This window comes from Sinorhizobium sp. BJ1 (assembly GCF_002531555.1).
Taxonomy (GTDB): Bacteria; Pseudomonadota; Alphaproteobacteria; order Rhizobiales; family Rhizobiaceae; genus Sinorhizobium; species Sinorhizobium fredii_B.
On the sequence record NZ_NWTH01000004.1, the window covers coordinates 304,995 to 329,005 of the forward strand.

Consider the following 24,011-nt stretch of genomic DNA (forward strand, 5'->3'; position numbering starts at 1 on the left):
CGTCACGCGTCCAGCCACACCCGGGTTGCGACATAGCCGTTCGACATGTCGTTGCCGATATCGTGGACGTAGCCCTTCACCTGCTTGGTGGACGCGTTCACGAAGTCGTTGAACATCGGCAGGATCACGCCACCTTCGTCGCGGACCATCATCGCCAAGGTGCGGTACATGTCCTTGCGCTTGGCCTCATCCAGCTCGGAACGCGCTTGGAGCAGGAGCTTGTCGAAGTCCTCACGCTGGAAGCGGGTGTCGTTCCAGTCGGCGTTGGACAGGTAAGCCGTCGAGTACATCTGGTCCTGGGTCGGACGGCCGCCCCAATAGGAGGTGCAGAACGGCTGGGCGTTCCAGACATTGGTCCAGTAGCCGTCGCCCGGCTCGCGCTTGACCTCGATTTCGATGCCGGCCTTCTTGGCGCTCTCCTGGTAGAGAACGGCGGCATCCACCGCGCCCGGGAAGGCGACGTCGGAGGTGCGCAGCAGCACCGGCCCGCTGTGGCCCGACTTCTTGTAATGGAAGGCGGCCTTGTCCGGATCATAGACGCGCTGCTCGATGCCTTCCGGGAAGAGGGCATAGGTGTCGTTGATCGGGAAGTCGTTGCCGATCTTGCCGTAACCGCCGAGGATTCGCTGGACCATGGTCTCGCGGTCCATCGCCAGCTTCAGCGCCATGCGAAGGTCGTTGTTGTCGAACGGCGCGGTGTTGCAATGCATGATGAAAACGTAGTGGCCGCGGCCGGACGTGTTCAGGATCTCGACCGTCGGCGCGCGCTTCAGGAGACTGACCGTCTTCGGGTCGATGCGGTTGATAAAGTGCACCTGACCGGATGAAAGAGCGGCGATGCGTGCCGTCGCGTCGTTCATGGCGATCAGTTCGACCGAATCCACGTAACCTCGATCCGTACGCCAGTCGTCCTGGTTTCTTTCGAAAGTGGCACGCACGCCCGGTTCGAAGCTCGCGACCTTGTAGGGCCCGGTGCCGACCATGGCGTCGGGGTTGTCCATGCCGCCGTTCGGTTGGATGACGAGGTGATAATCGGAAAGCAGCAGCGGCAGGTCGGCATTGCCTTCGGTCAGCGTCAGCACGAGCTTGCCGCCATCGGCCTTGATTTCCTTGATGGATTTCATGACGCCAAGGGCGCCCGACTCCGACTTGTCGTCCGTGTGACGCTGCAGCGTCTTGACGACGTCCTCTACCGCCAGTTCCTTGCCATCATGGAATTTGACGCCCTTGCGGATCGTGAAGGTCCAGGTCGCCGCGTCGGCGGAAGGCTCCCAAGACTCGGCAAGCGCCGGCACGGGCGCGCCGGTCGTGGGGTGGCTTTCGACGAGCAGGTCGCCCCAGGTCCGAACGACGACGAACAGGAATTGTGAAAGCGCCTTTGCCGGGTCTTTTGAATCGGTTGCGGCCGCACCCTCGAGGCCGAGTTTCAGGTGCCCTCCGCGCTTCGGCTCCTGCGCTGCGGCACTGGTCGCAAACAGCGTGTTCGCGGTCGATGCGGCAATGCCTAACGCGGCAGCGCGCCCGAGAAACTCGCGGCGGTTCATTTTGCCCAGCATGACCTGTCGTGTCAGATAATCCTTGTAATCGCTCATTCCCCTGTTCCCTTTCGTTAGCCGGCATTCGCCGTTCATTGTGATTGGTAGAGACTGCGTATTGCCATCCTTTTTCGATGGCCCAAGGCACTGTACCGCTTGGATGTCCTTTCCTTTTATCCTCCCTCCTGTCTCGGGGGCGCTATAGGCTTCAACCAAAGGCTATCCGCTCGATGGAAGCTTGTAACGTCCTAAATGATCATTTCTTTCCATAAGTTGGCCTTGTGGACTCCAGTCTACGGCACCACGCCGCCATTCCGGGCCACCGGTCTCATCTCCCCTTCCAGACCGGATCGCGCTTCTCGGAGAAGGCTCGGGCTCCCTCCAGTTGGTCTTCGCTCGAATAAAGCACGTCGACCGTCTTGAACTGGCGACGGGTGATCTTGTTCATTGTCGTCTGGAAGTCGCGGCCCTCGGCTTCGCGCACCACCTCCTTGATTGCCGCATAGACGAGCGGCGGGCCGCTTTCGAGGAGGCGCGCGAGTTCCCAGGCGCGCTCCATCAGTCGACCTGGGGGCAGGATCTCGTTGACGAAACCCCAGCGATGCGCCTCCGCAGCTTCGAGCCAGCGCCCGGTCAGAAGCATGTCCATGGCGATGTGATAGGGGATGCGCTTCGGCAGCTTGATCGAGGCAGCGTCGGCGACCGTGCCGGAGCGGATTTCCGGTAGCGCGAAGGTCGCGTGTTCGGCCGCGAGAATGAGATCTGTCGAAAGGGCGATCTCCAGCCCCCCGCCGCAGCAGATGCCGTTGACGGCGGCGATGATCGGCTTGTTAAGGTCGCGGAGCTCCTGCATGCCGCCGAAACCGCCGACACCATAGTCGCCATCGACGGGATCGCCCTCCGCCGCCGCCTTCAGGTCCCAACCGGGACAGAAGAATTTCTCGCCGGCCGCGGTGATGATCGCCACCCGCAGCGCCGGGTCGTCACGGAAATCGCGGAAGATCTCGCCCAGGACCCGACTTGTCTTCAGGTCGATGGCGTTCGCCTTCGGCCGGTCGATCGTGACTTCGAGAATGCCGCCTTCGCGGCGGGTGAGGATCGGTCCGGTCATAGGCGTCATTTCCTCCGGCGGATCAAGGCATCGGCGGCGACGGCTCCATGGCCATCCGGCAATACCATAATAGGATTGATATCGAGTTCTTCGAGTTTGGAAGCGTTTGCAACGACATAGGATGCCGCGGCTGCGACAGTGTCTGTCAACGCCGCGACATCGCCCTTCGGACCGCCGCGATAGCCGTCGAGCAGTTTCCTGATTTTCAGGCCGTCAATTGCCGCCTTGATCATCGCTTCGGTGGCAGGTAGCGTCAGGATTGCGGAATCGTCGATCAATTCCACCAGGATTCCGCCAGCCCCGATGGTCAGCACCGGACCCGCCACCGGATCGCGCATCGCCCCGATGATCAGCTCGGCGACCGGCCTGGCGATCATTCTCTCCACCAGATAGCCGGAGGCGACCGATGCCATCGCTTCCGCGGCGGCGAGCACTTCTTCCCGGGTTGTCAGATTGAGCCTGACGGCACCGGCTTCGGTCTTGTGGGCAACGCCGAGACCCTTGAGTGCGACCGGGAAGCCGATGGTTTCGGCGACCTCTGCAGCTTCCTTCGGCGTTACAGCGGTTTTGCCTTGCGGTACAGCCACACCCGCTTGGGCGAGCTCCGCCTTGGCTTCAGCCTCCGTCAATGAGGTGGCATCGCCGCCGGCTGCTGCGGCCTTGACGAGAGGCGGCGGGGCCGGCCTTTCCCAAGCGGCGCCGATTGCGGCCGCTGTCTCGGCCGCCGCGAGGGCCTCGTCGACGCCGAAGAAAGGCACGACGCCTGCTGCGATCAAGGAGAGCGCGGTTTCTTCCGGCATGTTCTCGCCGAGGCTAGCGACGATGCCGGCGACGGCGCCTGTCGCGTTCGCCGCGTCGATCACCGCATCACAGGTCATCGCCCAGTCTTCGGCGTTGCAGCGGTCGAGGCGAGGGAAATCGAGCACGATCAGGTTCAGCGCGTAGCCGCCCCGCATCATGGCGGTGAAGGCGGCGGTCTGCTTCTCGCGATTGCCCCAGACGAAGGTGTGGTAGTCGAGCGGATTGGCGATCGTCACCATGTCGCCGAGACTTTCCCGCAGCGGCTGGCGCTGCTCGTCCTTGAGCGCTCGGAAGGCGACCTTGCGCCGGACGCCGGCATCCGCCATCAGCGAGGCTTCGCCGCCCGAACAGCTCATCGAGGAGATGTCGGCGCTGGGGAGGGGGCCATGAAGATGCAGAAGCTTCAGCGTTTCCAAAAGCTCCGGCAGCGTGTCGACGCGGCCGATGCCGAGCCGGGCGAGCACGGCCGAAGAGACGCGGTCATTGCCGGCGAGCGAAGCGGTGTGGGAAATCGTCGCGAGTTGCGCGGCCTCCGACTTGCCGATCTTCAGCGTCACCACCGGCTTACGCAATTCGCGGGCGCGGGTAGCGAGCCGCTCCAGCGCCTCGATACCGTCGAAACCTTCGATATGGAGCCCGACCGCGGTGACGCGCGGATCCTCGAGCACGGCGCAGGCGATGTCGGAGAGGCCGGTCTGCGCCTGGTTGCCAGCGGTCATCACATAGGCGAGCGGCAGCCCGCGTTTCTGCATCGAGATGTTACAGGCGATGTTGGAGGACTGGGTGAGGATCGCCACGCCGCGCTCGACGCGCAGCATGCCGTGCTGGTCCGGCCAGAGAAGCGCCCCGTCCAGCATGTTGATGAAGCCGTAGCAGTTGGGCCCGACGATCGGCATGTCACCTGCGGCGGCGACCAGCGCCTCCTGCAGGTCGTTGCCGTCGGCAAGCTCGCTCGCCGCCTCGCGGAAGCCTGAAGCGTAGCAGACCGCACCGCCGGCGCCGCGCGCCGCCAGATCGCGGATGATCTCGATGGTCAATGCGCGGTTGACGCCAACAAAGGAAGCATCCGGCGCCTCCGGCAGGTCGGCGACCGAGCGATGGCAGCGGCGACCGAGGATTTCATCCTCGCGCGGATGGACCGGCCAGATTTTGCCGGCAAAACCCATCCTGTCGCATTGTTCGATGACGCGGCGCGCCTCCTTGCCGCCGAAGACCGCGATGGAGCGGGGGCGGATGAGGCGGTCGAGGGAGCGGGGAGGGGCGGTCATCGATTGCCTCCCTCGCGAATAAAGACGCCTCGATCTTTTTTGCTGGGGGGAGGGGCTTTTTGAAAACGCATATCGATCAAGACCACCATCCCTCATGCCCCCAACGGCCTGAGCAGATCGCGGCTGATGATGTGCCGCTGGATTTCCGAGGTACCGTCCCAGATGCGCTCGACGCGGGCGTCGCGCCAGAAACGGGCGAGCGGCAGGTCGTCCATCAGCCCCATGCCGCCGTAGATCTGGATGGCTTCGTCGGTGACGCGGGCGAGCATTTCGGTGGCGTAGACCTTGGCAGAGGCGATCTCGCGGTTCGCCGGCAGGCCCTGGTCGAGCCGCCAGGCGGCCGACAGCGTCAAGAGGTCGGCGGCATCGATTTCGGTGATCATGTCGGCGAGCTTGAAGGAGACGCCCTGGTTGGCGCCGATCGGCTTGCCGAACTGCTTGCGCTCGGCCGCATAGGAGAGGGCATAATCGAAGGCGCGGCGGGCGCGGCCGACGGAGGTGGCGGCGACCGTCAGCCGTGTTGCGTAGAGCCAGTCATTGGCAAGATCGAAGCCTCTGTGAACTTCGCCGAGGATCTGCGAGGAGGGCAGCCGACAATCGTCGAAGGTCAGGATGCAGTTCTTATAGCCGCGATGCGAAACGGAGTTGTAGCCGTCGCGGATTTCGAAGCCGGGCGTGCCGCGATCGACGAGGAAACAGGTGATCTTCTTCTTCGGCCCGCGCGGTGTCTGCTCCTCGCCGGTGGCGATGAAGACGATGACGAAATCGGCGATATCGGCGTGGCTGATGAAGTGCTTGGTGCCGTTGACGATCCAGTCGTCGCCGTCCTGTCTGGCGAAGCATTTCATCCCGCGCACATCGGAACCAGCGTCCGGCTCGGTCATGGCAAGCGCGTCGAACTTGTCACCCCGGATCGCCGGCAGCAGGTAACGCTCGCGCTGCTCTTCATTGCAGGCCATCAGGATGCCGGAGGGGCGGCCGAAGAAGACGGTCAGGCCCATCGAGCCGCGGCCGAGTTCGCGCTCGACGAGCGTGAAGGTCAGGTGATCGAGGCCGGCGCCGCCGACCTCTTCCGGAAAGTTGCAGGCGAAGAAGCCGAGCTCCTTGCACTTGCGGGCGATGTCCTGGCCAAGCTCCCGCGGCACGATGCCGGTGCGCTCGACCTCGTCCTCGTGCGGATAGATCTCGGTCTCGACGAAACTGCGGACCGTATCGACAATCATCTGCTGTTCTTCGGTCAGTGCGAAATTCATGGTTCTCCCTCGTCGTTCTTGTCCGCCTGCGTTCGCCCGCAGATCGCTCCTCAACGATCCGCTGGTGCTTTTCCCCTCACCCTAGCCCTCTCCCCGGAGAGAGGGGACTTGGACGACTCGGCGTCTCCCTTCTCCCCGCTTGCGGGGAGAAGGTGGCGGCAGCCGGATGAGGGGCAGCCGCCTCAGGCGCTAGCGTTTCTGCCCCACGTACCGCCCTGCACCTTCCGGCGCGGCGAGCTTCGCGTGGCCTTCCGCGATCGGCTTCAGCTTCTCCAACACCGCGGCCGGCGCAGCGACAGACTTGCCGGCCTTGGCATCGACATGCAGCATCATCTGCTCGGCGGTGGCGATCACCTCACCAGAGGCGGCGTCATGAATCCTCGTGAAGAAGTGGATGCGCTTTTCGTCCGACGAAAGAATTTGCAGCGTCGTATGGAGTGCCTGGCCGAGCTTGGCCTCGCCGAGATGGCGGATATGCGTCTCGACGGTGTAGTAGCTGTGGCCCGCCTCCACATAGGCGAAGTCGACGCCGATCAGCCTGAGCAGCGCATCCGACGTGTCGCCGAAGAGCTGCAGATAGCGGTGCTCGGTCATGTGACCGTTGTAGTCGACCCAGGCGGCGTTGACCTTGATTTCGACCAGGCGCAGGGGGCCGGAAGCGTCGTACGTCTTCGACTGATTGCCGCCCTTCGCCCAGAGGCGCTTCTCGAAATCGGCGAGCAGCTTGCCGGCGCCCCAGCCTTCGCCGTCATTGCCGGCTTTCAGCGCCTGCATGATGCCGACGAGGTTTTCGTCACGGATGCGTTCGAGCTCGCGGATCGAGCGGCCGGCGGCCTGGGCGTCGGATTGCGCGCCGATCTTCTCGACGAGTGCGTCGTCGAGATCGACGACGTCGGTGAACTTGGTCCAGGGCCATTTGAGGCAGGGACCGAACTGGGCGAGGAAGTGACGCATGCCCGATTCGCCGCCGGCGATACGATAGGTCTCGAACAGACCCATCTGCGCCCAGCGCATCCCGAAGGAGTAGCGCATGACATCGTCGAGCGTCTCGGTATCGCAGATATCGTCCTGGATCAGCCAGAGCGCCTCGCGCCAGAGCGCTTCGAGCAGCCGGTCGCCGACAAAGGCCTCGATCTCCTTGGCGATGACGACGCCTTTCATGCCGATCTCGGCGACGGCTGCTTCGGCGCGCTTGATCGTTTCCGGCGAAGTCTGCTTGCCGCCGACCAGCTCCACCAGCGGCAACAGGTAGACGGGGTTGTAGGGGTGGGCCACGAACATACGGTCGGGATGCTTCATCTCGGCCTGCAGGTCCGATGGAAGCAGGCCGGAGGTGGAGGAACCGATCAGCGCGTCGGGGCGGGCGAAGGCATCGATCTCGGTTACCACCCCGCGCTTCAGTTCCAGCCGTTCGGGAACGCTTTCCTGAATCCAGTCAACGTCGTGGACGGCTTCCTGGATACTTTTGCAGAAGACGAGTTTGCCGCGCGGCGGCAGCGGGGCCATGGTCAGCATGCAATAGGCCCGCTCGGCATTGGCCATGACCTCGCCGATGATGCGCTCGGCTTCCGGGTGCGGGTCGAAGATGTTGACGTCGATGCCGGCGAGCGCGAACCGCGCCGCCCAGGCCCCGCCGATGACGCCGCCGCCGACACAGGCGGCCCTGGTGATGATGCTCATTCCCTCTCCACCCCGTTTGTTCCGTGGGGAGCCCCTCCCGGCCCTTCGGGCCACCCTCCCCACAAGGGGGAGGGATGGGTGGCTCCGGATCCTCTACGTCCCTCTTCGCTCCTTCGCCCTGCCGCTCGGTCTTTCGCAAGACTTGGCCAAGCATGCCGACGATGACTTCGGGTTTGCCGGCGCGGCAGACTAAGCCCCCCCTTTTGGGGAAGGGAGGGGTCTTGTCACCGCTTCGTCAGCTTCAGCTTCTCGCGGACCTCTGCCGGTCCGATGATCTTTGCACCCATGCCCTCGATTACCGACGCGGCCTTTTCGACGAGCTGACCGTTCGTCGCGAGCTGCCCCTTGCCGACATAGAGATTGTCCTCCAGGCCGACGCGGACATTGCCGCCGGCGAGGATCGCCGCTGCCGGATATGCGAGCGCATTGCGGCCGATCGAGAAGGCCGAGAAGGTCCAGTTCGACGGCACGTTGTTGACCATCGCCATGAAGGTGTTGAGATCGTCCGGCGCGCCCCACGGAATGCCCATGCAGAGCTGGATCAGCACCGGATCCTCGATCAGGCCTTCCTCGACGAGCTGCTTGGCGAACCAGAGATGGCCGGTGTCGAAGGCCTCGATCTCGGGGCGGACGCCGAGGGCGGTCATCTGACGCGCCATCTCGCGCAGCATCGACGGCGTGTTGGTCATCACATAATCGCCGAGCGAGAAGTTCATCGTCCCGCAGTCGAGCGTGCAGATCTCCGGCCGGCATTCGGCGACATGGGCGACGCGCTCGGTGGCGCCGGCCATGTCGGTGCCTTTCTCGTTGAGCGGGAGGGGGTTTTCGACATTGCCGAAGACGAGGTCGCCGCCCATGCCGGCGGTCAGGTTGAGGACCATGTCGACATCGGCGGAGCGGATGCGGTCCGTCACCTCCCTGTAGAGGTCGAGGCGGCGAGCCGGCGTCCCGGTTTCGGGATCGCGGACATGGCAATGGACGATGGCGGCACCCGCCTTGGCCGCTTCGATCGCCGCTTCGGCGATCTGTTTCGGCGTGATCGGAACGTGGCCCGATTTCGAAACGGTGTCCCCCGAACCGGTGACGGCGCAAGTGATGAAGACCTCGCGGTTCATGCTGAGCGGCATAGCTGTCTCCCTTTTCGTTGCACCCATTACGAGCCAGAAAAGGCGACGCTGCTTTCCATAAGTGGAGCGATCCTATACATTATCGGCACAAATGGGACGAAGTTTCGCCATGGACGCTCGGATTTCGCACGTGCAGCATATTGATTTATTGATCCTGCCGGAGACCAATCTCATTCTTGTCGCCTCCGTCGTCGAGCCGCTGCGCGCCGCCAACCGGATCGCTGGGCGGGCGCTCTATAGCTGGACGATGTTCAGCCCGGACGGCGAAGCGATCGAGACCAAAAGCGGCATCCCGATCCCGGTGTCCGGCCCCTTTCGGCCGCTGCGCGAGACGGCGCCGCTCTTCGTACTGTCGAGTTACAATTGGCGGCGCAGCGCCACCTCGCAGCTGAAGATGCTGCTGTCGCAGACGGCGCGGCACCGCGATGCGATGGCGGGGATCGAATCCGGTTCCTGGCTTTTGGCCGAGACGAGCCTCCTCGACAATTTTTTCGCCACGACCCATTGGGAAGACTTCGAGGATTTCGCCACCGCCTATCCGCAGGTGAGCATGGTTCGCGACCGTTTCGTCATCGATGGCAAGCGCATCACCACCGGCGGCTCGCTGCCGACGCTCGACCTGATGCTGGAACTGATCCGTCGTGCGCACGGCTATTCGCTGGCGCTCGAGGTCTCGCGCCTCTTCATCTACGAGCAGGAGCGCACGCGCGGCGACCTGCTGCAGGTGCCGGCGATCGGCAACATGCGCATTCTCGACAGTCGGGTCGGCGCGGCGGTCAAGCTGATGGAGGATACCGTCGAGGCGCCGCTGACACTCGCCAAGCTGGCACGCCGGATCGGCGTCAGCGCCCGGCACCTGCAAGACCTCTTCAAGGACACCATGGGGGTGGCCCCGCACGAGCACTACCTGGCGCTACGCCTCAATGCGGCGCGCCGCAAGGTGATCGAGACGCGAATAGAGTTTGCCGACATCGCGGCGATTTGCGGCTTCAACTCGTCGTCGTCGTTTTCGCGCAGCTACCGCGCCCACTATCGCGAGAGCCCGAGCGAGACGCGGCGGAGACTGAAGCTCAAGAGCTGATTCAACGACTTCAGAGAGTGATTCAGCGGAGGCCGTTTCCGTGAATTGAATCAGAGATTTATTGCCGGTTTGTCGGGAAGTGAATCATGCACGCGCCGCCTTGGCCGGAAGAGAACGAGGAAAAAATCCAATGCGCGATCTGGGGCTTGAAGAATTGATCAGGCAGGAACTCGGCGAGCGGCCGGGGCTCTCCGAAAAGCCGATGTTCGGCGGCCTGGCGTTTCTCGTGAACGGCAATCTCGTCTCCGGCGCCCGGGAGGACGGGATGCTGGTGAGGCTCGGCAAGGGCAATGACGGCTGGGCCCTGGCCCTCCCGGGCATTGCTCCGATGGTGATGGGCGAGCGTCGAATGCATGGCTGGGTGCGCGCAGGTGCCGAGGCCTATGGCGACGATGCCCTGAGGAGACGCCTGCTGGATGCGGCGCTCGGCTATGTGCTCTCGCTGCCGCCGAAGTGACCGCAGGCAGCGGCCCGGGGCGTAACGGGGGCGCGTTTTCACGCGCCCCCTCCTCAGATTTAGCGAAAGACGCCTCAGGCGTTGACTAGGGCGAGCTTGGCGCGCGCAGCGAGAATTTGCGCGCAGGCATTCGCAGCCTCCTCGCCCTTGACGACGAAATGGTCGCGGAAGAAGGCGATCAGCGGCTCGCTTTCCTGGAAGTTGTGGGGAGTGAGGACGGCCGAAAGCACCGGCACATCCGTGTCGAGCTGGACGCGCATCATACCGTCGAGCACGGTGCCGGCAACGAAGTCGTGGCGGTAAATGCCGCCATTGACGACGAAGGCGGTGCCGAGAATCGCAGAATAGCGTCCGGTCTTGGCGAGCTTCTGCGCATGCAGCGGAATTTCCAGTGCTCCCGGCACATCGAAGATCTCGACGTCGGCCGCGTTGCCGCCGAGCTTCGACCATTGCGCGACGAAGGCATCGACGCACTGGTCGACGATATCGGCGTGCCAGCGGGCGCGGACGATGGCGATCTTGGTGGAGGGGTGGGAAAGAATGGTCATGGTCTCAAGCCTTTCAGGGTTGGCATTTTTTCCAATGATCCCGTCGGGCGAACATGCATGCGCGGCTACCCCGCGAAAGGGGTTCGCACTGCTTGCTCTCTTCCATCCGGACTGTGACCGTCGGCTCCGGACTTCGACCGGATCTGCTGACCTTCAGGCACTGCATGATTCCTTTTAAGGGCGAAATCATGCAGCGACTCAAAAACTACAGCGACCCTTGCGCGTCAAACAGACGCGCGGCGCTGTAGGTGCCTGAAGCGCTCGCGGGCTTCGACCGTCGGATCGTTAGATCCACCGACCGCTACCGCCGGTGGGGAATTTCACCCCGCCCTGAGAACGCGTGCGACTATACACAGAGGTCGGCGCCGGTCAAACGCGCGCAACGACGAAAAAGCGAGAAATCACGACAGATTTCTTTCCGAACCTGGGAAGCCCAACAAAACATTCCGGCCCAGAGCTACTCCCGAATGACCAGCAGGTCCTTGGCGGCGAAGCGCAATGTCACATTCTCTCCCGCAACAGGGGGAGTGATGCCTGGGTCATTGAACATGTCGAACGAGATGACATCCTCGCCAACCCGCAGCTTGGTGCGGATCACTGACCCGAGGAAGCTCGTCGAGACAACTTCACCGGGAAGCGCTGTGTCGCCCCTCGCGCCCTCGGCGATGGACCCCGCTTCCGGCCGGAGCGCCAGCGAGATACCGTCTCCGCCCTTCAGGGCGGCGATCGGCTCCTTCAGCGAGATACGGTGTCCGCCGACGATCACGGCACCGGTGGCGGGGTCGGCCACCTTGCCTTCGATGATGTTGAGCGTGCCGACGAAGGAGGCGACGAAGCGGGTCGCCGGCGTATTGTAGATCTCGAAGGGGGTGCCGATCTGGTCGGCGCGGCCGGCGTTCATGACGACGATGCGGTCGGAGATCGAAAGCGCCTCCTCCTGGTCGTGGGTGACGAACACCGTGGTGATACCGAGCTGCTGCTGGATCTGCCGGATCTCTTCGCGCAGCGAGATGCGGATCTTCGCATCGAGTGCCGAGAGCGGCTCGTCGAGCAGCAGCACTTGCGGCTTGACGGCAAGCGCGCGGGCAAGTGCCACGCGCTGCTGCTGGCCGCCGGACAATTGATAGGGGAAGCGGTCCGCCAGGTGCTCGAGCTTGATGAGCCCGAGCATCTGCTTCACCCGTATATCAATATCCGTTTTGGAGGCGCCGGCGACCTTCAGGCCGAAGGCGACATTGTCCTGCACGTTCATGTTCGGGAAAAGCGCGTAGGCCTGGAACACCATGCCGATGTTGCGCTGGTTTGGTTTCAGCGTGCCCTGGTCCTTGCCATTGATGACGATCGAACCGCCGGACGGCGTCTCGAAACCTGCGATCATCCGCAGGACCGTGGTCTTGCCGCAGCCGGACGGGCCGAGGAAGGACACGAACTCTCCCTTGTTAATGCCCATGTCGAAATTATGGACGACCTGAACCGGGCCGAAGGACTTCTGGATATTGGTCAGTGTCAGGAATGCCATGTGATCAAGCCTTGGGCGAAACGGATTTCTGGAAACGGGAGACGAGCTGGAGCAGCCCCATGCTGAGCCAGGTGATGGCAAAGGCGATGACTGCGAGCGCCGAGGGCTCATAGGCCTTGTTGGCGCCGACGAGCTGCAGATAAGGACCGAAGGCCGGCCGGTTGAGCAACGCCGCCATGGTGAATTCGCCCATCACGATCGCGAAGGTGATGAAGGCGCCGGAAAGCACGCCGCTCATCACATTCGGGAAGATGCAGCGGAAGAGGATCGTCGGCCACTTGGCGCCGAGACTTTCCGCCGCTTCCGTCAGCGTCCTGACATCGATCGCCCGCATCGCCGTATCGACGGCGCGGTACATGTAGGGGAGCGACAGCGTCATGTAGGAGAACATCAGCAGCGCATTGGTGCCCGAGGTCGAGCCGGTCAGCGGCAGGATCGACGAGGAATTGTAGAGCCGGAGATAACCGAAGACGATGACGATCGCCGGGATGACGAGCGGCAGGAGGGTGACGAATTCCACCACCGGGCGGACCTGCGGCAGGCGCAGCCGCACCCAATAGGCCGTCGGTACGACGAGCAGCATGCCGAAGATGATCGTCAGCACAGCCATCAGCATCGAATAGCCGAAAGTCTCGCGGAACTGGATGTCGGAGAAAACCGATGCGTAGGCGTCGAAAGAATAGGCGCCGCGACGCATGCGCAGCGAGAACTCCAGCGTGCCGAGCAGCGGAACGATGAAATAGCTCGCTCCGATGGCGATGGCGATCCAGGCGCCGAGGCGTTGTGCTTTCATTTCTGCCACCGTTCGGCGCGCATACGCAGCCAGATATAAAGAATGTTGGAAACGCCGGTGATGACGATCATGCCGAGCGCCAGCGCGTAGCCGAGGTTCGGGTTGTGCAGCACGTCGCCGCGGATCTGAGCGTAAAGCAGGATGGGCACGATGTTGAGCGAACTGCCGGTCAGCGCGTAAGCCGTCGCGATGGCGCCGAAGGCATTGGCGAAAAGCAGAAGCGTCGTGCCGAGCAGGCTCGGCCAGAGGATCGGCAGCGCCACCATGCGCCAATATTGCCAGGTGGAGGCGCCGAGGATTTCGGCGGCCTCGCGCCACTCTTTCTTCAGCCCGTCCAGCGCCGGCGTCAGGATCAGCACCATCAGCGGGATCTGGAAATACATGTAGGTGATGGTGAGACCGGAGAAGCTCAGGAGATTGAAGCCGGTTCCGTAGAGATTGAAGCCGAACCAGTCACGCAGGAAGACGGTGACGAGGCCGGTGCGGCCGAGCGTCGACAGGAAGGCGAAGGCCAGCGGCACGCCGGCGAAATTCGAGGCGACGCCGGAAAAAGTCAGCAGGCCGGAGCGGATCCAGTTCGGCACGCCGCCGAGCACGATCGCCCAGGCGAGGAAGAAGCCGATCAGCGCGCCGCCGAGCGAGGAGGCGACCGAGACGCGGATCGAGATCCAGTAGGCGCTCATGATCGACGGGGTGAAGAGATCGCCGAGGTTCTTGAAGGTGAACGCCCCCTCGGGCGTCAGAAAGGCGCCGGTGACGAGATAGAGTGTCGGAACAATCAGGAACAGAAGCGCGAAGATTGCGAAGGGTGCGATGCCGAGCCAATCGATGACCGCTCGTTTGCTGATCAGAGGTGCTGTCGCTGTAGTCGTGGTCATGAAGGCTTCGGCCGTTCCGGTGTCGGAGGAAGTAGGCCTCCCCGCGGATGAGCGGGGAGGCGTTTGCATCACTGCACGTTGGCGCCGACGACGCTGTCCCACTTGGTGGTGATCGCTTCCTTGCCGGCAGCCTGCTCCTCGAGCGTCGGGAAGACGGCCTTTTCATAGGCCGCTGCCGGCGGCAGCTTGTCGAGCATTTCCTGCGGGATCTTGCCGTTCTTGGCCAGGTCGTTGAAGCGGATCGGGTGGCAATAGCCCTTCAGCCAGCCGAGCTGGCCTTCGTCCGAATAGAGATATTCCATCCACAGCTTGGCGGCGTTCGGATGCGGGGCGTAGGCCGAGATCGCCTGCACATAGACGCCGGCGACGACGCCGGAGGCCGGAACGACGACCTCGACCGGCGGGTTGCCGTTCAGGCTGTCGCGCCAGGAGAGACCGTTATAGTCCCAGGCGATGATGATCGGGGTCGAGCCTTGCGCGAGCGAAGCGGACTTGCCGATGACCGGAACGAAGTTGCCGGCCTTGTTGACTTCGGCGAAGAAGCCGAGGCCTGCCTCACCCGCCTTGGCGGCATCCTTTTCACCGGCGGAAAGGCCGGCGGCATAGACGGCCTGCACGGCCTGGTTGGACGCGCGCGGATCGCCGGCGAGCGCGACCGAGTTCGCGTAGTCCGACTTCTTGAGGTCCGCCCAGTCCTTCGGCACTTCCTTGACGATGTCGGTGTTCACGACGAAGGAGAGAACACCGTAATAGTCGCCGTACCAGAAGCCTTCCGGATCCTTGGCGCTGTCCGGGATCGTGTCCCAGGTCGAGACCTTGTAGGGCTGGATCAGGCCTTCGGCCTTGGCCGAGGGGCCGAAGGACAGGCCGACGTCGATCACGTCAGGCGCCTGCGGGCCGGTGTTGCCCTTGTTGGCCTTGATCGCTTCGATCTCGTCACCCGAACCGGCGTCCGGGTTCAATTCGTTGACCTCGATGCCGTACTTAGCCTTGAAGCCGGCAATGACGTCGCCATAACCGCACCAGCTGTGCGGAAGCGCGATGGTCGTCAGCGTGCCTTCCTTCTTGGCGGCGGCGATGAGCTCTTCGCTCGGCTCGGCAGCGGCCACAGCCGTGGTTGCCAGCAGCATGGCGGTCGAGAGCGAGAGCAGGCGTTGAGTCCTTGAAATCACTGGTGTTCTCCTTATCGGTTTTCAGTCAACTTCGGCGGTGCTGTTAAAGTGGCGCGATGAAACTTGTGTGACAGGCCTTTTTCCCGTTTGCGGCGAGAACGCCGCTTTGGCCGGGCTTGCGTTCCAAGGGGTGCGCGGCGCGCCTTGCACCTTCAATCCTTCATCCGGACATTCAGTCTGCGACCGGTACCTCCTAGCCTGGCTTGCGAAAGATGCGTGTCGAATCGAAGAGGCCCTCGAGCGTCTTCATTCGATCCCTCGTCTCGTCCCAATTCGAGCTCTGCACCGCCTCGATCAGCGTCTCGACGAGAAATAGCAGCATGACCGAGCTGTCCCAGGCCGAGGGCACCTCGATCTGGGCGCGGAAAACCTTGGAGGCGGACTTGGCGATTGGCGAACCCCATTGGTCGGTGAAGAGGATGATCTCGACGCCCCGGTTGCGGGCCGAGCGGGCGAGGGTCTCCATTTCCTGTTCGTAGCGACGGATATCGAACAGGATCAGGACGTCGCCCTGTTTCATGTCGAGAACGTAGTGCGGCCACGAGCTCGGATTGGCGGCAATCTGCGTGACGCCGGTGCGGATGACCTGGAGATGGGTGAAGAGATAATCGCCCATCGAGCGGGTGATACGGCCGCCGACGAGATAGACATTTCGCTTACGGTCGGCGACGAGGGCCGCCGCCTGATCGAATTCGACGGGCTCGATCTGCGATAGCGTCTGGCGCATGTTGCCCATGATGGCATCGGCGAAGCGGTTGAGGATGTGGGTGCCCGGTGCGCTTGCCGCCCAGCGATCGTGCTTGGCGATCGGATTGGAGATCGTCGCCTCCAATTCCTGGTGCAGCCTCGACTGGAAATCGGGAAAGCCGCGGAAACCGAGCTTCTGCACCATGCGTGCCACCGTTGGCGTCGAAACGCCGGCGTTCTCGGCGACCGTGGTGATCGAGCCGAGACCGGAGACCGGATAGTTGTCGAGAAGTGTCTCCGCCAAACGCTTCTCGGCGCGCGTCAGCACCGCGAAATGTGCGTTGATCACATCCGACACCGTCATGGATGCCCTGTTGCCGTTCAATGTCATGCCCCTCAGCCGGTCTTTGCCAGCTTGAAGGAAATTAAACATCGCGGCCCCAATTGGAGTCAATGGAAATCTGAAGAGATCGTTTCAGATTTTTATTGACACTCGCCGATTCGTGAAGAATTCTTTTCATCAACATCGTCTGACGAGGCAATGGGGAGCCGGTTTTGGCGGGGCTTTTGACGCAGGCGGAAGGCGACTCGGTCGCCATTGAGAATGCCGATGCGAAGGGAGATTTCCTCTTCGTCTGCGAGCATGCGTCCAGCCGTCTGCCAGAGCGCCTCGGAACGCTTGGGCTTTCCAAGGAAGCGCTTGAGAGCCACATCGCCTGGGACCCGGGTGCGCTGGCGGTTTCGAGGCTGCTTGCCGGGAAGCTGGGCGGCACGCTCATTCATCAGCGTTTTTCGCGCCTCGTCTATGACTGCAATCGGCCTCCGGATTCCGACGCTGCAACACCCGTCGTCAGCGAGGTCTACGAGGTGCCGGGGAACCGATCGATGTCGGCGGCGGAGCGCCAGGCGCGGATCGACGAGATATACCTGCCGTTCCACGATGCGGTGTCCGAGTTCGTCGTCGGCCGCAAGGCGGCCGGCAGGCTTCCCATCCTCGTCACCATGCACAGCTTCACGCCGGTCTATTTCGGCAAGCCGCGCAGCGTCGAGCTCGGCATCCTGCACGACGCCGACAGTCGGCTCGCCGATCGCATGCTGGCGGCCGCGACGGCGGGGCAGGTTGCATACGACATCCGTCGCAATGAGCCCTATGGGCCGAATGACGGGGTAACGCATAGCTTGATAGAATACGGCGTCCGTTATGGGCTGCCGAACGTGATGATCGAGATCAGAAACGATCTCATTCGCAACGAGATCGGCCAAAGGGTCATGGCCGATTATCTGGAAGGGCTGTTCGCCAGAAGCGTGGCCGCCCTTCCGAAAAGATAAAAAGACCCAGGGGAGCGGCAAAGCCGCGGTCCTGTTCCTGTGCCGGAACAGGAGGTGACATGACCTTTCGCAATGGCGCGCCGGGTCAGGAGAAACAGGGGAAAGAGATGTCAGACTACATCGAAACCGATAAGAAGCAGGATCTGCAAGTCCTGCATTCGATGGGCTATGCCCAGGAACTCGAGCGGCGAATGAGCCAGTTCTCGAATTTCGCCGTATCCTTCTCAATCATTTGTATCCTATCAGGCGGCATCAACTCGCTGGCGCAGGCGACCGCCGGTGCGGGCGGAGCGGCAATCGGCATAGGCTGGCCGCTTGGATGCTTCATCTCGCTCGTCTTCGCGGTTGCCATGGCGCAGATCAGCTCCGCCTATCCGACGGCTGGCGGCCTCTATCACTGGGGCTCGATCCTCGGGAACCGTTTTACCGGCTGGGTGACGGCGTGGTTCAACCTCCTCGGGCTGGTCACGGTTCTCGGCGCCATCAATGTCGGTACCTATTATTTCTTCATGGGTTCGTTCGGCACGCCCTATCTGGGACTGGAGGACTCGACGACCACGCGCATCGTATTCCTGGCCATCATCACCGGCGCGCAGGCACTGGTGAACCATATGGGAATCGGGCTGACGGCGAAGCTCACCGACTTCTCGGGTTATCTGATCTTCGCGACCGCGATCCTGCTGGCGATTGCCTGCCTTGCAGCAGCCGACTCTTACGAGATCGGCAGGCTCTTCACCTTCTCGAACTATTCCGGCGAAGCAGGCGGCAATGTCTGGCCGCAGACTTCCGGAACCTGGGTCTTCCTGCTCGGCCTGCTGCTGCCGATCTACACGATCACCGGCTATGACGCTTCGGCGCATACATCGGAAGAAACGGTCAAGGCGGCCGAATCGGTGCCGCGCGGCATGGTCTCCTCGGTGCTCTGGTCGGCGCTCTTCGGCTACATCATGCTGTGCGCCTTCGTGCTGATGATCCCGAACATGGACGAGGCTGCCAAGCAGGGCTGGAACGTCTTCTTCTGGGCGATGGACGCACAGGTCCACCCGGTCATCAAGGACATACTCTATCTCGCCATCTTCGTCAGCCAGTGGCTGTGCGGCCTGGCAACGGTCACTTCGGTCTCGCGCATGATCTTCGCCTTCTCGCGCGATGGCGGTCTGCCGGCCTCCAGGGCTCTTTCGAAGGTAAGCCCCACCTATCGCACGCCCGTTGCGGCGATCTGGACGGGCTCGATCCTCGCAGTGCTGTTCGTCTGGGGCTCGTCGCTCGTCTCGATCGGCGAAACGCCGGTCTATACGATCGTCGTCTCGTGCACGGTCATCTTCCTGTTCTTCTCCTTCGCGATCCCGATCACGCTCGGCCTTTTCGCCTGGGGAACGTCGAAATGGGACAAGATGGGGCCCTGGAACCTCGGCGAAGGAATGTTCAAGCTGTTTGCGATCCTGTCGATCATCGCGATGGTGCTGATCTTCGTGCTCGGCATTCAGCCGCCGAATGACTGGGCGCTCTACATCACCGTCGGCTTCCTCGTCGTCACCGGCATCATCTGGTTCGGCTTCGAGAACCGCCGCTTCCGCGGGCCGCCGATCGGCGATGAGGTCGCGCGCCGCCAGGCCGAGATCGCTGCGGCCGAAAAGGCCGTCGGCGAAGTCTAAGAAGACAAAAAGAGGGCGGAGATCGCACTTGCGGTCTCCTCTTCGTATTGGCGGCTACGGGAACGGCCGCGCCGAAACATGGGATTTGACTTTCATGAGCTACTCGTTCGAGGAACTGAAGGAAGATGTCGCCGCCGGCCGCATCGATACGGTGCTCGCCTGCCAGGTGGACATGCAGGGCCGCCTGATGGGCAAGCGCTTTCACGCGCAATATTTCGTCGACAGCGCCTGGAAGGAAACGCATAGCTGCAACTATCTGCTGGCGACCGACATGGAGATGGAGACCGTGCCCGGCTACAAGGCGACGAGCTGGGAGAAGGGCTACGGCGACTACACGATGAAGCCGGATCTTGGGACGCTTCGGCGCATTCCCTGGCTCGAGGGCACGGCGCTGGTCCTCTGCGACGTTCTCGATCACCATACCCATGAGGAGGTGCCGCATTCGCCGCGTGCCATCCTCAAGAAGCAGATCGCGCGGCTCGAGGCCATGGGCCTCAAAGCCTTCATGGCGAGTGAGCTCGAATTCTTCCTGTTCGATCAGTCCTACGAAGATGCGCGCCTGTCCGGCTACCGCGACCTGCAGCTCGCCAGCGGCTACAACGAGGACTATCACATCTTCCAGACCACCAAGGAAGAAGACGTGATGCGGGCGATCCGCAACGGCCTCCAGGGTGCGGACATTCCGGTCGAGAATTCCAAGGGGGAAGCCTCCGCCGGCCAGGAGGAGATCAACGTCCGCTACTCCGACGCGCTGACGATGGCCGACCGTCACGCCATCATCAAGAATGGCTGCAAGGAGATTGCCTGGTCGCGCGGCAAGGCGATCACCTTCCTCGCCAAATGGAACTATTCCGCCGCGGGGTCCTCGTCGCACGTCCACCAATCTCTGTGGAGCCTCGACGGCAAGACGCCGCTATTCTACGACAAGGAAGGGCGTTACGGCATGTCCGAGCTGATGCGGCACTACGTGGCCGGATTGCTCGCCCATGCGAGCGAGATCACCTATTTCCTGGCGCCTTACATCAATTCCTACAAGCGCTTCATGGCCGGGACATTTGCGCCGACGAAAGCGATCTGGAGCAAGGACAACCGCACCGCCGGCTATCGCCTTTGCGGCGACGAAACCAAGGCGATCCGCATCGAATGCCGAGTCGGCGGGTCCGACCTTAACCCCCATCTCGCCTTCGCTGCTTTGATCGCGGCCGGCATTTCCGGCATCGAGAACAAGCTGGAGCTCGAAGCGCCCTTCGTCGGCGATGCCTATCACGGCAAGGACGTGCGCGAAATTCCGCATACGCTCAGGGCGGCAACCGACGCCCTGACGGAGTCCAAGATGTTGCGTGAGGCGTTCGGCGAAGAGGTCATCGACCACTATACTCGCGCCGCCCGGTGGGAGCAGGAGGAATACGACCGGCGCGTCACCGATTGGGAGGTGGCGCGGGGGTTCGAACGAGCATAGGGCACGACCTCTCCCCCCCCACAAGGGGGAGGGGCTCCCGTTGCCGCCCCGTCTTCGCTGGCCCGAGCCGCCGCCAACTGTGGAAACGTTGCGTTCGGCGAGGCGATGCCGCCCGTAAGTCCCTCCCCCTTGTGGGGAGGGGTTGGGGAGGGGAAGGTGAAGGTTTAATTGAAAGCAGAAACAGGAAAACGATCATGACGATGATCAGATGCATTTCGCCAGTCAATGGCGAGGTCTATGCCGAACGCGCGGCCATGCCTCTGGAGCTTGCCAAGCAGGCGGTGGCGCAGGCGCGGCATGCACAGAAAAGCTGGGCAAAGCGGCCGCTCGACGAGCGCGTCAAACTGGTGCTCGCCGGCGTCGCGCGGCTCAATGAGATGGTCGACGAGGTGGTGCCGGAACTTGCCTGGCAGATGGGCCGGCCGGTGCGTTATGGCGGCGAGTTCAAGGGCTTCAACGAGCGCTCGAACTATGTGGCCTCGATCGCGGCCGACGCGCTGAAGCCGCTTGTCGTCGAGGAGAGCGACCGCTTCGAGCGGCGCATCGAGCGCGAGCCGCATGGCGTCGTCTTCGTCATCGCGCCCTGGAACTATCCCTATATGACGGCGATCAACACGGTCGCGCCGGCGCTGATGGCCGGCAACACGGTGATCCTCAAGCATGCCAGCCAGACGATCCTCGTCGGCGAGCGCATGGTGCGAGCCTTCGTCGAGGCGGGCGTGCCGGCGGACGTCTTCCAGAACCTTTTCCTGGACCACGATACGACGGCGGCGCTGATTGCCGCGAGGAGCTTCGACTTCATCAATTTCACCGGCTCGGTCGAAGGCGGGCGCTCGATCGAGCGCGCGGCGGCCGGCACCTTTACCGGCCTCGGCCTCGAGCTTGGCGGCAAGGATCCCGGCTACGTGATGGCGGACGCCGATCTTGATGCCGCCGTCGACACGCTGATGGACGGCGCCACCTACAATTCCGGCCAGTGCTGCTGCGGCATCGAGCGCATCTACGTGCATGAGTCGCTCTACGACGCCTTCGTCGAGAAATCCGTCGCCTGGGTTTCCAATTACAAGCTCGGCAACCCGCTCGACCCGGAAACGACTCTCGGCCCGATGGCGAACAAGCGTTTCGCCGCGACCGTGCGCAACCAGATCGCCGACGCGGTTTCGAAGGGCGCCAAGGCGCTGATCGATCCGAAACTCTTCCCGCAGGATGATGGCGGTGCCTATCTCGCGCCGCAGGTTCTCGTAGATGTCGATCACTCGATGGAATTCATGCGCGAGGAAACCTTCGGTCCCGCTGTCGGCATCATGAAGGTGAAAAGCGATGCCGAGGCGATTGAACTGATGAATGACAGTCAATACGGCCTCACCGTCTCGCTCTGGACAAAGGATGCCGAGCGCGCCGCCCGGATCGGCCGCGAACTCGAAACCGGCACGGTCTTCATGAATCGCGCCGACTATCTCGACCCGGCGCTTTGCTGGACCGGGGTGAAGGAGACGGGCCGCGGCGGCTCGCTCTCGCTCCTCGGCTTCCACAATCTCACCCGTCCGAAATCCTACCATCTGAAGAAAGTCACAGCATGACGATCACCGCCAACTGGAGCTACCCGACCGCCATCAAGTTCGGCGCCGGCCGCATCAAGGAGCTTGCCGACCACTGCAGGGCCGCCGGCATGCAGAAGCCCTTGCTGATCACCGACCGCGGGCTTGCGCCGATGGCGATCACGCAGAATGCGCTGGATATCCTGGAAGCAGGCGGCGTCGGGCGCGCCATCTTCGCTGACGTCGATCCGAACCCGAACGACGTCAACCTCGAGGCCGGGATCAAGGCGTTCAAGGATGGTGGTCATGACGGTGTCGTTGCCTTCGGCGGCGGCTCGGGTCTCGACCTCGGCAAATGCGTCGCCTTCATGGCCGGCCAGACGCGGCCCGTCTGGGATTTCGAAGACATCGGCGACTGGTGGACGCGCGCCAGCGTCGCGGGCATCGCGCCGATCGTCGCCGTGCCGACGACCGCCGGCACCGGCTCCGAGGTGGGACGGGCCAGCGTCATCACCAATTCGGCGAGCCACGTGAAGAAGGTGATCTTCCACCCGAAATTCCTGCCGGCGGTGACGATCTGCGACCCGGAGCTGACGGTCGGCATGCCGAAGGTCATCACCGCAGGCACCGGCATGGATGCCTTTGCCCATTGCCTCGAGGCCTATTCCTCGCCCTTCTATCATCCGATGTCGGCCGGCATCGCGCTCGAGGGCATGCGGCTCGTCAAGGAATACCTGCCGCGCGCCTACAGGGACGGCACGGACATCGAGGCGCGCGCCAATATGATGAGTGCGGCAGCGATGGGCGCCGTCGCCTTCCAGAAGGGCCTCGGCGCGATCCATTCGCTCTCGCATCCGGTCGGGGCGATCTACAATACCCACCACGGCATGACCAATGCCGTCGTGATGCCGCCGGTGTTGCGTTTCAACCGCCCTGCGATCGAGGAGAAGATCGCCCGTGCGGCGGCCTATCTCGGCATTGCCGGCGGGTTCGACGGCTTTTACGACTATGTGCTGCAACTGCGCGAGGAACTCGGCGTCCCCGAAAAGCTCGCGGCACTCGGCGTCGGCACCGAGCGCGTCGACGAGATGGCCGAGATGGCGATCGTTGATCCGACGGCCGGCGGCAATCCGGTTGAACTGACGCTGGACGCGGCGAAGACGCTCTTTGCGGAGTGCATCTGAGCCATCGCATTAATTTTTTCGAAAGCCCGGGAGACGTTGATTTCCCGGGCTTTTTTGTGCGGACGCGGTCACTCGCCGGGCTGACCGGTTAATCTTTGCCGACCAAAATTTCCATTTTGTTAACCATGTTCTGAAAGGTTCTCTTAATCGAACCTGCCCCGACGCCGAGGCGACAGGGCACTGAGAGAACGAGGTGGTAAGATGGCGGTCATTACTTTGGCCAACGCAAAGGGCGGCGCCGGCAAGACGACGGCTGCCCTGATCCTGGCGACGGAACTAGCCCGTCAGGGCAACCGTGTGGTGATCCTGGATGCCGATCCGCAGAAGTGGATCACCAGCTGGTCGGAGATTTCCGGCCAAATCGCCAATCTAGAGGTGATCTCGCATATCACGCCCGCGTCGCTTCCCTGTCATATCCGCGAGCTCAAGGGCGAGGCCGACTACATCGTGATCGACCTTGCCGGCGCAAAGGACGCGATCGTTGCGCTGGCGCTCGGGCTTTCCGACCAGGTGCTGATCCCGGTTCAGGGCTGTGCCATGGACGCGCGCGGCGCGGTCCAGATCCTGGAACTCATTCGCCAGATCGAACAGAAGGCAAGAGTGCGCATCAATCACTCGGTGGTCCTGACGCGCGTCAACTCACTGGTGACGACGCGAGCGCTGCAGGCGATCAAGGCTTTGCTTGCTTCGCGCGGCGTTTCGGTCCTCGATACGCCGATCATCGAACGCGCCGCCTATCGTGAAATCTTCGAATGCGGCGGCACCTTGCAGACGATGGACGCAGGCCGTGTCAGCAACCTCGACAAGGCCCGCGAGAACGCCTTCGCTCTAGCCGGCGAGGTGCAAGCGCTGCTCCCGGTGTCGGCACGGCATGTCGTGATGTCACGCCTGCGCTGGGCCTTGCCGCGCGCCGCTTGAATTACACTGAATGCCTCC

Annotated in this window: 20 protein-coding genes and 1 riboswitch; of the genes, 8 read left to right on the plus strand and 12 right to left on the minus strand. The window is 62.9% G+C overall.

The window, feature by feature from the left end:
• Nucleotides 1-2: 2 nt before the first annotated feature.
• The 6 genes from CO676_RS07585 to CO676_RS07615 form a co-directional block, all read right to left on the minus strand.
• Entirely contained in the window at nt 3-1,592 is a 1,590-nt protein-coding gene (locus CO676_RS07585; protein ID WP_097520130.1) for an ABC transporter substrate-binding protein, read from the minus strand.
• A 271-nt stretch (nt 1,593-1,863) separates the two neighbouring features.
• Nucleotides 1,864-2,646: a carnitinyl-CoA dehydratase gene (locus CO676_RS07590; protein ID WP_014765216.1), complete on the minus strand. Its 783-nt coding sequence runs from the start codon at nt 2,644-2,646 to the stop codon at nt 1,864-1,866.
• Nucleotides 2,647-2,651: 5 nt separating this feature from the next.
• Nucleotides 2,652-4,715: an acetate--CoA ligase family protein gene (locus CO676_RS07595; RefSeq protein WP_097520131.1), complete on the minus strand. Its 2,064-nt coding sequence runs from the start codon at nt 4,713-4,715 to the stop codon at nt 2,652-2,654.
• Between the two features lie 92 nt (nt 4,716-4,807).
• Entirely contained in the window at nt 4,808-5,968 is a 1,161-nt protein-coding gene (locus CO676_RS07600; protein ID WP_097520132.1) for an acyl-CoA dehydrogenase family protein, read from the minus strand.
• A gap of 189 nt (nt 5,969-6,157) precedes the next feature.
• Nucleotides 6,158-7,648, minus strand: coding sequence for a carnitine 3-dehydrogenase (locus tag CO676_RS07605; protein WP_097520133.1), 1,491 nt, complete (start codon nt 7,646-7,648; stop codon nt 6,158-6,160).
• 224 nt (nt 7,649-7,872) lie between these two features.
• Nucleotides 7,873-8,775: a 3-keto-5-aminohexanoate cleavage protein gene (locus CO676_RS07615; RefSeq protein WP_097520135.1), complete on the minus strand. Its 903-nt coding sequence runs from the start codon at nt 8,773-8,775 to the stop codon at nt 7,873-7,875.
• Nucleotides 8,776-8,884: 109 nt separating this feature from the next.
• Between CO676_RS07615 and CO676_RS07620 the strand changes: the two genes are divergently transcribed.
• Nucleotides 8,885-9,856, plus strand: coding sequence for a GlxA family transcriptional regulator (locus tag CO676_RS07620; protein ID WP_097520136.1), 972 nt, complete (start codon nt 8,885-8,887; stop codon nt 9,854-9,856).
• A 130-nt stretch (nt 9,857-9,986) separates the two neighbouring features.
• On the plus strand, nt 9,987-10,313 hold the full coding sequence (locus tag CO676_RS07625) for a TfoX/Sxy family protein (RefSeq protein ID WP_014765210.1): 327 nt from the start codon (nt 9,987-9,989) through the stop codon (nt 10,311-10,313).
• 74 nt (nt 10,314-10,387) lie between these two features.
• Here the strand turns inward: CO676_RS07625 and CO676_RS07630 are convergent, their stop codons facing one another.
• From CO676_RS07630 to CO676_RS07655, 6 genes are all read right to left on the minus strand, one after another.
• Nucleotides 10,388-10,861, minus strand: coding sequence for a 6,7-dimethyl-8-ribityllumazine synthase (locus CO676_RS07630; protein ID WP_097520137.1), 474 nt, complete (start codon nt 10,859-10,861; stop codon nt 10,388-10,390).
• A gap of 90 nt (nt 10,862-10,951) precedes the next feature.
• Nucleotides 10,952-11,203: riboswitch (FMN riboswitch) on the minus strand.
• A 115-nt stretch (nt 11,204-11,318) separates the two neighbouring features.
• Complete coding sequence (locus tag CO676_RS07635; RefSeq protein WP_097520138.1) at nt 11,319-12,380, minus strand: ABC transporter ATP-binding protein; 1,062 nt, start codon at nt 12,378-12,380, stop codon at nt 11,319-11,321.
• A 4-nt stretch (nt 12,381-12,384) separates the two neighbouring features.
• Nucleotides 12,385-13,173 (minus strand): ABC transporter permease, encoded by a 789-nt coding sequence (locus CO676_RS07640; protein WP_014765207.1) that lies wholly within the window; start codon nt 13,171-13,173, stop codon nt 12,385-12,387.
• Nucleotides 13,170-14,051 carry an ABC transporter permease subunit gene (locus CO676_RS07645; RefSeq protein WP_097520139.1) on the minus strand — a complete coding sequence of 294 codons (882 nt, stop codon included), beginning with the start codon at nt 14,049-14,051 and terminating at the stop codon, nt 13,170-13,172. Before CO676_RS07645 ends, CO676_RS07640 begins: the two co-directional genes overlap by 4 nt.
• Nucleotides 14,052-14,119: 68 nt before the next feature.
• A complete protein-coding gene (locus tag CO676_RS07650) occupies nt 14,120-15,223 on the minus strand; it encodes an ABC transporter substrate-binding protein (protein ID WP_097520140.1) in 1,104 nt (367 codons plus the stop codon).
• 193 nt (nt 15,224-15,416) lie between these two features.
• Nucleotides 15,417-16,295: a MurR/RpiR family transcriptional regulator gene (locus tag CO676_RS07655; protein WP_097520351.1), complete on the minus strand. Its 879-nt coding sequence runs from the start codon at nt 16,293-16,295 to the stop codon at nt 15,417-15,419.
• 170 nt (nt 16,296-16,465) lie between these two features.
• Between CO676_RS07655 and CO676_RS07660 the strand changes: the two genes are divergently transcribed.
• The 6 genes from CO676_RS07660 (at nt 16,466) to CO676_RS07685 (ending at nt 23,993) form a co-directional block, all read left to right on the plus strand.
• Entirely contained in the window at nt 16,466-17,239 is a 774-nt protein-coding gene (locus tag CO676_RS07660) for an N-formylglutamate amidohydrolase (protein WP_097520141.1), read from the plus strand.
• Nucleotides 17,240-17,346: 107 nt separating this feature from the next.
• Entirely contained in the window at nt 17,347-18,894 is a 1,548-nt protein-coding gene (locus CO676_RS07665) for an amino acid permease (RefSeq protein WP_097520353.1), read from the plus strand.
• Nucleotides 18,895-18,988: 94 nt separating this feature from the next.
• Entirely contained in the window at nt 18,989-20,353 is a 1,365-nt protein-coding gene (locus CO676_RS07670) for a glutamine synthetase family protein (RefSeq protein ID WP_097520355.1), read from the plus strand.
• 194 nt (nt 20,354-20,547) lie between these two features.
• Complete coding sequence (locus tag CO676_RS07675) at nt 20,548-21,933, plus strand: aldehyde dehydrogenase family protein (RefSeq protein ID WP_097520142.1); 1,386 nt, start codon at nt 20,548-20,550, stop codon at nt 21,931-21,933.
• Complete coding sequence (locus CO676_RS07680) at nt 21,930-23,075, plus strand: iron-containing alcohol dehydrogenase (RefSeq protein ID WP_097520143.1); 1,146 nt, start codon at nt 21,930-21,932, stop codon at nt 23,073-23,075. The genes CO676_RS07675 and CO676_RS07680 overlap by 4 nt, the downstream gene beginning before the upstream one ends.
• 201 nt (nt 23,076-23,276) lie before the next feature.
• On the plus strand, nt 23,277-23,993 hold the full coding sequence (locus tag CO676_RS07685) for a ParA family protein (protein ID WP_014765198.1): 717 nt from the start codon (nt 23,277-23,279) through the stop codon (nt 23,991-23,993).
• The last annotated feature ends 18 nt before the right edge of the window (nt 23,994-24,011 follow it).